Annotated in this window: 9 protein-coding genes; 7 read left to right on the forward strand and 2 right to left on the reverse strand. The window is 68.6% G+C overall.

Annotated elements, in window-relative coordinates; all coding sequences use genetic code 11:
• Positions 1 to 76: 76 nt before the first annotated feature.
• Positions 77 to 529, forward strand: a complete 453-nt coding sequence (locus tag AC1DDH_RS06100; RefSeq protein ID WP_476849536.1) for a universal stress protein — start codon at positions 77 to 79, stop codon at positions 527 to 529.
• 99 nt (positions 530 to 628) lie between these two features.
• Positions 629 to 1,669: a hypothetical protein gene (locus AC1DDH_RS06105; protein WP_476849537.1), complete on the forward strand. Its 1,041-nt coding sequence runs from the start codon at positions 629 to 631 to the stop codon at positions 1,667 to 1,669.
• A 24-nt stretch (positions 1,670 to 1,693) separates the two neighbouring features.
• Here the strand turns inward: AC1DDH_RS06105 and AC1DDH_RS06110 are convergent, their stop codons facing one another.
• On the reverse strand, positions 1,694 to 1,990 hold the full coding sequence (locus AC1DDH_RS06110) for a hypothetical protein (RefSeq protein WP_476849538.1): 297 nt from the start codon (positions 1,988 to 1,990) through the stop codon (positions 1,694 to 1,696).
• A 196-nt stretch (positions 1,991 to 2,186) separates the two neighbouring features.
• Entirely contained in the window at positions 2,187 to 3,032 is an 846-nt protein-coding gene (locus tag AC1DDH_RS06115; RefSeq protein ID WP_476849539.1) for an IclR family transcriptional regulator, read from the reverse strand.
• Between the two features lie 250 nt (positions 3,033 to 3,282).
• Here AC1DDH_RS06115 and AC1DDH_RS06120 point away from each other — a divergent pair, with 250 nt between their 5' ends.
• From AC1DDH_RS06120 to AC1DDH_RS06140, 5 genes are all read left to right on the forward strand, one after another.
• The gene (locus tag AC1DDH_RS06120; RefSeq protein ID WP_476955051.1) at positions 3,283 to 4,839 is read left to right on the forward strand and encodes an ABC transporter substrate-binding protein; all 1,557 of its coding nucleotides are present in this window, start codon (positions 3,283 to 3,285) and stop codon (positions 4,837 to 4,839) included.
• A 62-nt stretch (positions 4,840 to 4,901) separates the two neighbouring features.
• Complete coding sequence (locus AC1DDH_RS06125) at positions 4,902 to 5,855, forward strand: ABC transporter permease (protein WP_476858662.1); 954 nt, start codon at positions 4,902 to 4,904, stop codon at positions 5,853 to 5,855.
• Positions 5,852 to 7,951, forward strand: coding sequence for a dipeptide/oligopeptide/nickel ABC transporter permease/ATP-binding protein (locus AC1DDH_RS06130; RefSeq protein WP_476955052.1), 2,100 nt, complete (start codon positions 5,852 to 5,854; stop codon positions 7,949 to 7,951). The genes AC1DDH_RS06125 and AC1DDH_RS06130 overlap by 4 nt, the downstream gene beginning before the upstream one ends.
• Positions 7,948 to 8,955, forward strand: coding sequence for an oligopeptide/dipeptide ABC transporter ATP-binding protein (locus AC1DDH_RS06135; RefSeq protein WP_476955053.1), 1,008 nt, complete (start codon positions 7,948 to 7,950; stop codon positions 8,953 to 8,955). Before AC1DDH_RS06130 ends, AC1DDH_RS06135 begins: the two co-directional genes overlap by 4 nt.
• Before the next feature lie 111 nt (positions 8,956 to 9,066).
• A complete protein-coding gene (locus tag AC1DDH_RS06140) occupies positions 9,067 to 11,394 on the forward strand; it encodes an alpha-L-rhamnosidase (RefSeq protein WP_476955054.1) in 2,328 nt (775 codons plus the stop codon).
• Positions 11,395 to 11,450 lie beyond the last annotated feature (56 nt).

Consider the following 11,450-nt stretch of genomic DNA (forward strand, 5'->3'; position numbering starts at 1 on the left):
TTCGCGGCGAGGCACCGGACCCGGATGGGGTCAGAGGCCCCTAGGCGCCGCAAACCGGCAGTGAAAGTCTGGAACCATGAAAAAAGTTGATCCCTTTGTGATCGTGATCGGATTTGACGGCTCGAAGCAATCCCACGAGGCCCTGGCGTGGGGTGTTGAAGAGGCCCGGTACCGCAGTGCGGAGCTCCGGGTCCTGACTGTCTGGAACAAGGCGCCAATGGCGTGGTATCCGGCGATGCTGGAAACGGCGGCAGGCGAAATCGTGGCGGAGGACTCCCCGGAGCAGCAGGCTGAAGCGCTGGGCGCCGAGGCGGCGAAATCCGCAGTGGGTGTCAATGTCGTGACGCGGTCCATCAAAAACGACTCAGCGGCGTCGGCAATACTTGAGGCCGCACGGGAAGCCGACCTGGTGATCGTCGGCTCCCGCGGCCACGGCGGTTTCGCCGGGCTGCACATCGGATCGGTCTCCGCCCAGGTGGCCAGCCACTCCCCGTGCCCTGTCCTGGTGATCCGGCCGAAGGCTTCCTGAGCGTCCGGCCCGCTGGCCACGGACGTCCGGGGCAATGCCGCGTGCCCACTCGACTGTGAGCACCCGATGCCAGCGAGCCGTGAGCGCTACCATCGGCGTATGACCGTCCTGGACTGGCTGATGGATTCAGATCCTTCCCTTCGATGGCAGGTGTTGCAAGATCTCAGCAACGCCGCGCCCGAGGTCGTTACCGCAGAGCGCGCGCGGGTAGCGACCGAAGGCTGGGGTGCCCGCCTGCTGGCATTGCGGGACGAGGACGGCCAATGGGCGCATGGCGCATATTTCCCCGCCCGGGGCGACCGCCCCGACGGAGGCGGTGCCGAGGGCGGCGGTCCCGAGGGCGGCGGTGCGGAGGGCGGCGGTCCCGAGGGCGGCGGTGCGGATGATGCCGGCGGTGACACAGGTTGGGACCGCGTCCCCCAGCCCTGGACCGCCACAACGTACAGCTTGCTCCTGCTGCGTGACTTCGGGGTCGACCCGCAAAGTGAGCAGATGCGCCAGACCATAGCGCTGGTCAGGGACAACTGCCGCTGGGAGGAGGGCGGCCAGCCGTATTTCCAAGGCGAGGTGGAGCCGTGCATCAACGGAATGACGGTGGCGCTCGGCTCGTACTTCGATCAGGACGTCGACGGCGTCGTCTCCAGGCTTGTCAGCGGGCAACTGGACGACGGCGGGTGGAACTGTTGGGCGGAGTCCGGCGCCGTGGTGTCCTCGGCCGCCACGACGATCAACGTCCTCGAGGGCCTCCTGGCCCACGAACGGGTCACGGGCGGCTCGGCGCAGTCCGTGGACGCGCGGCGCCGGGGCGAGGAGTATCTGCTGGAGCGGGGCCTGTTCCGACGCAAGAGCACCGGCGCGGTCATAGACCCGGCTTGGCTGACGTTCTCCTTTCCGACCCGCTGGCACTACGACGTGCTCCGTGCCCTGGAGTACTTCCGTTCGACCGGAGAGCCCCCGGACCCGCGCCTGGCCGAAGCCGTGGAGGTGCTCCGGTCAAAGGAACAGCCGGACGGGACCTGGCTGCTCGAAAACACGCATCCCGGGATCGTCCATTTCCCGGTTGATGCCGGTGACGGCCGGTCCAGCCGGTGGAACACCCTTCGCGCGTTGCGCGTACTCGACTGGTACGGGCGCGATTGAAGTGGCTGTGTGGGTTACGTGCTGCTAGGGCAGAACCTTGTAGAGGTCGATCACCGTCTCGTCGGGCGGAGCGGCGAAGCCGCCCTCAATACCCGCCTGCATCCGGGGCAGGAGGATCGTGTCCCGGAATTTTTCCCAGCTTTCTTTCGATTCGTGGACTGCCAAGACCGTCCAGCCCCCCTCGGATGCCCCGCCGGCGTGGAAGATCTGCCCCTCGGGCAGGAGCCCCGCGCCTGGATGGACGGCTGCAAGCGACGCCTCGTATTGTTCCTTGGTGCCTCCCGGAAAGAAGTGCACGATTCCGTAGGGCGTGGTGGCCATAACAACTCCTAGGCTGGTGGATTGGACTGGACAAGGCCAGTCCTAGACGCCGCCACCGGGCGTGTCAAGGGCTCGCGGAAGCAGGCGGCGGTCCGGGGAGCCGGGCGCCCCGCAGGTTCAACATTATGACCCTTCATCCCGACGCCGCGCCGGCCTTTCCACTGGTTGGAAGGGCCGGCGGTGGGCAGCTCCGCGGTCAGCCGTCCGACAGGGTCCGGACGTCCTCGGCCAGGGCAGTCCGGTAGCCAAGGTTTCGTGAGACTGCCCTCGCGGTGGCCATCACCGCCGGAGCCAGGACATTGGGCGGGGTGGTCCCGTCCGGTACAACGATCGACAGTGCGGCCACCACCGTGCCCTGGGCATCAAAGACGGGCGCCGCCACGGAAACAGTCAGCGACGGCGCGGACCGGCGGATCATGGCAATCCCCGTCCGGTGGACGTCGGACAGGGTGCGCCGCAGCTGGCCTTCCGGCATGGGAGCCACGCCCGGTTCAGTTTCCGCGGGTTCCTTGAGGATCTTTTCCTGGAATGCCGCGTCCGCGCCGGCCATCAGGACCAGGCCGACGGCCGTGGAGCGCAGGGGGAGCCGGCCGCCCACCCGGTAGGCGACTTCCGTGGCCTGCTTGGAGGAAAGCCGTTCGATCAGGACGGCCTGGTCCTTGTCCCGCACGGCGAGCAAGACGTGATGGCGCGTCACCTCGAAGAGGTCCTCAAGGTAGGGCAACGCGATTTCGCGGATCCCGTGGCCCCTCGGGGAGAGGGACGCTATTTCCCACAGCCGGACGCCCACAACGTAGCGTCCGTCGTCGAGCCGTTCCAGAGCGCCCCAGGCGACCAGCCGGGCAATGAGGCGCAACGCCGTCGGGGCGGGCATCTGCGCATAACGGGCCATCTCTGACAGGGTCAGCGCCCGGCGGCGGTCCGTGAAGACAGCGAGGAGGCTCAGGGCCCGGTCGATCACCGGTTCGCCCTGCTTGGGCCGCTTGCCGCGCGCGGCGGGCGGGTTTTCAGCGGGGGAATGCGTATCCGCGGGTGCTGTCATTCGTCATCGTTCCTTCTTCGTCGCCAGTGACGTTCACCACAATAGTGTTCCAACCAATGAAATTCTCGTGTGACGTCATTGCGTCCGCCTACGACTCTTGATGGAGCCGGTCCACCCGACCGCATCTGGGGGAAGGGCCCGGAACGCACCGGCGCCGGGCGGCCACCGTCCGGCCGGTCCGCTCCAGTCCCGACCACCACCAGATGCCGAAAACCCCCGTTGTTTTGGAACGAATGCGAAGGCGCACTACATGAAACTTCTGAACCCCACCGCCCGACGGAGCGCGGCCGTTCTGGCCGGCGTCCTGATGCTCAGCTCCGTGACCGCCTGCGGCGGCTCCGGCCAGGCGGCATCCACCGTGGATAAGACCACCCTGACAATCGGCGTCGAGAGTGACAGCGCGTCCTTCGGATTCGACCCGCTGCGGGTCTCCGACGCGCAGCGTCAGTTCTTCGAAGGCCTCTACGAGAACCTCATGACCCTGAAGGCGGACGGCTCCGTGGGGCCAGGCCTGGCCACCGGTTTCAGATACAACGCCGATAACACGGTGCTGACCCTGACGCTCAAGCAGGGCGTGACGTTCACGGACGGGTCCACGCTAGACGCGGCACTGGTGAAGGCCAACTTTGACCGCCGCACGGATCCCGCCCTTTCGGCGTACTCAGCCATCGCCAAGGGCGGCGCCCAGGAACTGACTTCCGTGGACGTCATCAGCCCCACCCAGGTGTCGCTGAAGTTCGCCAAGGCGCAGCCGGGCTTCGAGAAGAACCTGACCTCCACCCTCGGCATGATCGTTGGCAAGGCAGGGGCCGCGGACACGGCAAGCCTGGCCGCCAAGCCGGACGGCTCCGGACCGTACACGCTGGACTCCGGAACCACGGTCAAGGGCAACAAGTACGTCCTGCAGAAGAACGACAAGAGCACCGACGCCGCGAAATACCCCTACAACAAGATCGTCTTCAGCGTCATCCAGGATCCGCAGGCCCGGGCCAACGCCCTCGTTTCCGGCCAGGTGGACGTCGCCCAGCTGACCTCACCCACCGTTGACTTCGTCAAGGCCAAGGGTGTCGGCGTCTCCCAGATCGGCGGCACGGTCCAGACCATGGTCGCCTTCGACAAGACGGGCAAGACGTCGCCGGCCTTCGCCAGCGAAAAGGTCCGCCAGGCGTTCCAGTACGCCATCAACCGGCAGGCCCTGGTCGATGCCCTGCACAAGGGTGACATCCCGGCGTGGAACGCCCTGCCCAAGGATTCGGCCGGCTTCACGGAGACACTGAACTCACAGTTCGCCTACGACCCCGCGAAGGCCAAGAGCCTGCTGGCGGAAGCCGGCTACGCCAACGGCTTTGAATTCACCATCGTCGCGAGCGCCACCACCCAGACCGACCTCCAGGCGGTCCAGAAGGACCTGGCCGCCGTCGGCATCACCATGCAGGTCAAGATGGCGACGTCGACAGATGAGGCGTTCGCCGCCGTCGCCACCACCCCGCTGGGCTACGCGCCGCTGGGCTGGGACAACCCGGTGGGCCTGATGTACGGCGCGATCCTCAACGGCTTCACCAACGTCCAGAAGGCCACGGACGACCAGCTCAGCGCCGCCACCGGCGAGGTCGCCGCCGCCAAGGACGATGCCGCCCGGAAAGCCGCGCTGACCAAGCTCAACACCCGGCTCGTCGAATCCGGCTGGATGATCCCGCTCTTCGAATCCCTCACCAACCAGGGCTACAACACCAAGAAGGTCAAGCCGGTCGAGTTCGCCGGCAGCAACGTCTACCCGCTGCTCTCGTCCTACGCCCCGGCCAACTGACCCCCCACCCTGCCGGGCGGCCTTCACCCCTGAGGCGAAGGCCGTCCGGCAGGACCTGACCAATGGAGGTCATCATGGCGATTTACGTCGCAAAGCGCCTGCTCATGGCGCTGGCCACCGTTCTGGTGGTCGCGGTGCTGGCGTTCCTCTTGGTGCACGCAATGCCGGGCAGCCCCGGCGCCGTGTCCCTCGGCGCCGGCGCCACCCAGCAAGCCATTGACGAGGTCAACAGCCGGCTCGGCTGGTCCGATCCGCTCCCCGTCCAGTTCTTCCGCTGGCTCGGCAGCGCCGCGCAGGGAGACTTCGGGGTGTCCCTGATCGACGGCCGGTCCGTGAGCGCCGACCTGGCCAGCAGGCTGCCGGTGACGGCGGCCCTCGCGGCCGGGGCCACGGTCCTGAGCGCCGTACTAGGCATCGGTCTTGGCGTCACGGCAGCCGTCCGCGGCGGCCTGGTCGACCGGATCGTCGGAGCCGTCTGCGGCCTCGCCGTGGCGCTGCCGGCCTTCTGGATCGGCATCATCTTTGTGTACCTCTTCGCCGTCCAGTACTCGGTCTTTCCGGCCACCGGCTACGTCCCCTTCGAGGTCTCACCCCAGGACTGGGCCCTGTCCCTGGCCCTGCCGGTGATCACCCTCGCCGTCGGCGGTGCGGCGTTCATCGCCCGCCAGACCCGGGCATCCATGCTGGAGGCGCTGCAGCAGGAACATATCCGGACCCTGCGCGCAACGGCCACCCCCACCTGGAAGATCCTGTACGTCCACGCCCTGCGCTATGCCAGCCTGCCGATCGTGGCCGGGATCGCCCTGCAGTTCATCGGGCTGTTCGGCGGTTCGGTGATCGCGGAGCAGCTCTTCGCCATGCCGGGCCTTGGCCAGGCAGTCCAGACCTCCGTCAGCACCCACGACGCCCCGTCCGTGCAGGGCGTTGTGGTGGTCGCCACCGTTGTGGTGGTGGCCGTGAACCTCGTGCTGGAGCTCGCCACCAAGTTTCTCGACCCGAAGTTGCGTGCCTCATGATCCCTTCCGTTGCCCCCGCGCCCGTCCCCGCCACCGCGAATGCGGAAGATACAGGCACAGGCGGAGCCCCACCCGCGAACACCGCCACGGGCCGGCCCGGTCCCGGCCCCGGTCCCAAAACTGGCGTCGGCCGGAGGCCTGCCCACCGCCTGTTCGCGGCGCCCGGTGCCGTGGCCGGAGTGCTCTGGTTGGCGGTCCTGGTGGTTGCCTCCCTCACGGCGCCGTGGTGGCTGCCGTACAAGACCGAGGACCAGGACTTCGCCGCCATCCTGTCCGGCCCCACTGCCGCCCACTGGCTGGGCACCGACGAACTGGGGCGGGACCTGCTCAGCCGCATCTTCGCCGCGGCCGCCGGCACCCTGGGGACATCGCTCATCACGGTGATTGTCGGCGTCGGACTCGGCACCGTCCTGGCGATGGTCGCCGCCGCTGGACAACGGACCGAAGGGCCGATCAGCCGCGTCACCGAGGTCATGATGTCCTTGCCCGGTACGGTGATCATCCTGGCGGTCATCGGTGCCGTGGGCACGAACATTCCCGTCGTCATGGCGATTCTGGGCGTCCTCATCTCGGCCGGCATCTACCGCGTGATGCTGGGCCAGGCCACCGCGCTGCAGTCACAGCTCTATGTTGACGCCGCCAAGGTGGACGGCGTGAGCACGCTCGGCATCAGCCTGCGGCACGTGCTGCCCGGGTTGAACACCACGATCGTGGTGCAGTCCGCCCTCATCTTCGCGGTGGGCATGCTGATCCAGGCCGGTCTGGCGTTCATCGGATTTGGGCCGCCCATCCCGCAGCCCAGCTGGGGCGGCATGATCCAGGGCGCATCCCAGCACGTCTACGACGCCCCCTGGCTGATGGTCCCCACCGGTGCGGTCCTGGCGCTGACGGTCCTCGCGGCCAATGCCATCGGAAACGCCCTGGGGAAAAGCCCGAACGCGGCCGCCTCCCACCTGCCCTCCGCCGCTGACCGCCGACGCCGGGCCGCTGCGTCCGCGGCTGCGCCGTCCACCGATGCCGCCGCGCCGGACGCGGCCGGCCGGCTGAGTGTCCGCGGGCTCTCGGTGGGCGTCGACGCCGGCACGCCCCTGGTCACGGAGGTCTCCTTCGACGTCGAACAGGGCACCGTGCTGGGGCTGGTGGGCGAATCCGGCTGCGGCAAAACCATGACGGCGTTGTCCCTGCTGGGCCTGTTGCCCTCGGGCGTATCCGTCACCGGAGGCCAGATCCTGTGGAACGGCCGGAACCTCGCGGCCGCCACGGAAAATGAGCTGGCCGGCGTCAGGGGACGGGAGATCGCGCTGATCTCCCAGGAACCCATGCGTGCCCTCGACCCCATGTTCACGGTCGGCTACCAGCTGGTCTCCGCCATCCGGCGCCTGCGGGGCATGGGCAAAGCCGAAGCACGCACCGAAGCCCTGAGCCTGCTCGAAAAGGTGGGCATCGTGGACGCCGCGCGCATCCTCACCACCTACCCGCACCAGATCTCCGGCGGCATGGCCCAGCGCGTGGCCATCGCCCTGGCCCTGGCCGGCAGTCCCCGGCTGCTGGTCGCCGACGAACCCACAACGGCGCTGGACGTGACAGTGCAGGCCGAGATCCTCTCGCTGCTGCGGGCACTGGTCAAGGACACAGGCATGTCCGTGGTGATGGTGACACACGACCTCGGCGTAGTGGCCGACATCTGCGACACCGTGGCCGTGATGTACGCCGGCCAGGTGGTGGAAAGCGGCCGGACCGCCAACATCCTGGACAAACCCCGCCACCCGTACACCCTGGCGTTGCTGGCCGCCGACCCGCACGCCAACACCGCCGAGGACATGCCTGAGCGGCTCGCCACCATCAACGGCCAGGTGCCGCAGCCCAAGGACTGGCCGGGCGGGTGCCGGTTCATGGCGCGTTGCCAGTTCGCAGGCTCGGCCTGCGTGGCGCCGGTCCCGCTGGTTCCCTCGGGCTCGGACGACGGCGTGGTGCGCTGCGTCAAGGCCGACGAACTGGCCGTGGAAGGCCTGGCCTGGGTGGCCACCGAAGTACCCGCCCACCGTGTCCTCGACATTCTTGAGATGGACAGCACAGTTGAGAAGGACAGGACATGAGCATCGAAACAGCGGTAGGCCAGGGCGGAACAGCGCAGGCTCCCGAGCAGCCGCTCCTGGACGTGGTGGACCTCGTGGTCCGTTACGGCCGGGGCCGGAAGGCCGCCGCCAGACCGGCCGCGGTGGACGGCGTGAGCTTCAGCATCCGGCACGGGGAGACCGTGGGCCTGGTGGGGGAGTCCGGCTCCGGAAAGTCCACGATCGGCAAAGCCATCCTCGGCCTGGAAAAGAGCAGCGGGGGTTCGGTCAGCTACAACGGCACGGACATCTCCCATGCCAGCCCCGCACGGCGGCGTGAACTGGGCGGCGAACTCCGGGCCGTGTTCCAGGACCCGAACTCATCACTCAACCCCCGGCAGAGCATCGGTACCTCACTGGCCGAACCGCTGCGGATCCGTGGCGTGGCCGGCCGGGAAGCCCGGCAGCGCGCCGAGGACATGCTGGCCAGGGTGGGACTCCCGCGCGAGACCGTGGACCGCTTTCCCGGCCAGTTTTCCGGCGGCCAGCGGCAGCGGATCGCCGTCGCCCGGGCACTGATCTGCGAGCCGAAACTCGTGGTGTGCGACGAAGCGGTCAGCGCCCTTGACCTCTCAACGCAGGCCCAGGTCCTGAACCTCCTGGCCGACCTCCGGGACGAGCGGGGGCTGAGCTACCTGTTCATCGCCCACGATATCTCCGTGGTCCAGTTTCTCGCCCAGCGCGTCGTGGTGCTCTACCGCGGCCAGGTCATGGAAAGCGGCCCGGCGGCAGCCGTCACGGAGTCGCCCCAACACCCCTTCACCCAGGCGCTCGTGGCGGCCTCGCCCGTGCCCCGCCCGGCGGAGCAGGCCGAGCGGCGGCAAAAACGCGAAGCGCTGGGCGTGCGGACCGCGGCGGCCGCCGCTGCCGCTCCCGGCGGCTGCCCCTTCAGCCAGCGCTGCCCGCTGGCCACCGACTTGTGCCGGACCGAACGGCCGGCCCTGCGGAAGGTGGGCGCGTCCGACGTCGCCTGCCACTACGCCTGAGCGGCACCGGCCGCGAGCCTGATCCCGCGGCACCAGCGGTACCGACCAAATCCCCACAGCATGGCAACTCCCCACAGCATGGCAACTCCCCACAAGAATGGACGACACCACATGACCCCCGCACCCTGGTCCGCCACGATGATCGCGCCGGATCGAGACTTCGACGGCGCCCCGCTTCTGCGCAAGGAATTCCGGCTGGACGAAGGCCACGGACCCGTGAAGCGCGCGCTCCTGCGGGCCACGGCGTTCGGGATCTACGAGGCGCAGATCAACGGCGTCCCGGTCGGTGAGGACGTGCTGAGTCCGGGCTGGAGCTCGTACGAATGGCGCCTGCGCTACCGCAGTTACGATGTGACCGCGCTCGTGGGGCCGGCCACGGTGATCGGCGTCGCGCTCGGCAACGGCTGGTACCGCGGACGCCTGGCCTGGCACGGCAAGTCGGGCCTGTACGGCGATGAGCTCGGGTTCTTCGGGCAGCTGGACATCGAATTCGCCGACGGCCACGTCCAGTCGGTCGCCTCGGACATGTCCTGGCAGTCAGGGCCCTCGGGCACCACGGCCAACGATCTTTACGACGGACAGCGAATCGACGCGCGGCGGGAACCGGCAGGCTGGGCCCGGCCGGGCTTCGCCGCGGACGCAGCCGGTCCGGAGGCCTACGCTGCCGCTGTGGGGGCCCGCGCCTGGACTGGGGTCCATGCCCTGGAGTTCGACGCCGGCCGGCTGGCGGATCCCGTCGGGCCGCCGGTGGTGCGCAACGAGGTCATCAAACCGGTGGAGGTCTTCACCTCACCGGCCGGCAAGACGCTGGTGGATTTTGGCCAGAACCTGGTCGGCTGGCTGCGCTTCACCGTCCAGGGCGACGCCGGCGCCACCATCACCGTGCGCCACGCCGAAGTCCTCGAGGACGGTGAGCTGGGCACCCGGCCGCTGCGCTCGGCCGCCGCCACCGACACGTTCATCCTCTCCGGCGCCAAGGACTTCTTCGAACCCAGCAAGACCTTCCACGGGTTCCGCTACGCGGAAGTATCCGGCTGGCCCGGCGGGCTGACGGCGGAATCCCTCGAAGCCGTGGCGGTGCACTCCGGGCTCGAACGCACCGGCAGCTTCGAGTGCTCCAACCCGCTGGTGAACCAGCTGCACCGCAACATCGTCTGGGGCCTCAAGGGCAATTTCCTGGACCTCCCCACCGACTGCCCGCAGCGCGATGAGCGGCTCGGCTGGACCGGGGACATCGCCGTGTTCGCGCCCACGGCCGCCTTCCTCTACGACGTCAAGGGCTTCCTGCAGGACTGGCTCCTGGACCTCGCCGCGGAACAAAAGGCTGCCGGCGGACTCGTTCCCATTACCGTGCCGGACGCACTGAAGTACTGCCCCCAGCCGCCGGAATTCCCGGCACCGGAATCCTCTGCCATCTGGAGCGAGGCATCCGTGTGGGTTCCGTGGGCGCTGTGGGAGGCGTACGGCGACGACACCGTCTTGAAGGACCAGTACGACTCGATGGCCTCCCACACCCGCCGGGTAGAGGGACTGCTCTCGCCCGACGGGCTCTGGAATGAAGGCTTCCAGTTCGGCGACTGGCTGGACCCGGACGCCGCGCCGGATCAGCCGTGGGCGGCCAAGGCGGACACCGGCGTCGTCGCCACAGCGTGCCTGTACCGCACCGCGTCCATCACCGCCCGGACGGCTGCGCTCCTGGGACACGACGCCGACGCCGACGCGTTCGGCCGCCTCGCCGAACGGGTCAAAGCGGCCTTCAACACCCACTACGTGGCCGCCGACGGAACCGTGCACAGCGACTGCACCACGGTCTACGCCCTCGCCATCGCCTTCGACATCCTGCAGACCGGCCGGCAGCGGGAGTTTGCCGGCAACCGACTCGCCGAACTGGTACGGAACAACAACTACCGCGTCTCCACCGGGTTCGCCGGGACCCCCTTCATCACCGGCGCCCTGGCCGATACCGGTCACACTGACGCGGCGTACAGGCTCCTGCTCGAACAGGAATGCCCCTCATGGCTGTACCCGGTGACCATGGGGGCCACCACCGTCTGGGAACGGTGGGACTCCATGCTCCCGGACGGCACCATCAACCCCGGCGAAATGACCAGTTTCAACCACTACGCGCTCGGCGCCATTGCTGATTGGCTGCACAAGTACGTCGGTGGAATCCGGCCGCTCGCCCCGGGCTACTCCAGGGTGCTGATCGCGCCCCTGCCCGGCGAGGGCATCGATTGGGCCAAGACCAGCCTGCGCAGCCCGCACGGCACCATCGCCGTCGAGTGGCGGACCACCGGCGACGGGGTGCTGGAAGTCGAAGCAACAATCCCCGACGGCGTGGAGGCGGAGATCAGGCTGCCGGGGCAGGACGGCCGAAGCGTGGGGGCCGGCACCCACCGCCTGACCGCCGCCGCCACCTCAGCAGCCGTCGCCTCCTAAATTCCACCCAGCGCCGTGTCAACCAATGAAACTGCGCTGTCCGGGCGCGCCGCCGC

The sequence above is a fragment of the Arthrobacter sp. 10T425 genome (genome assembly GCF_056393985.1).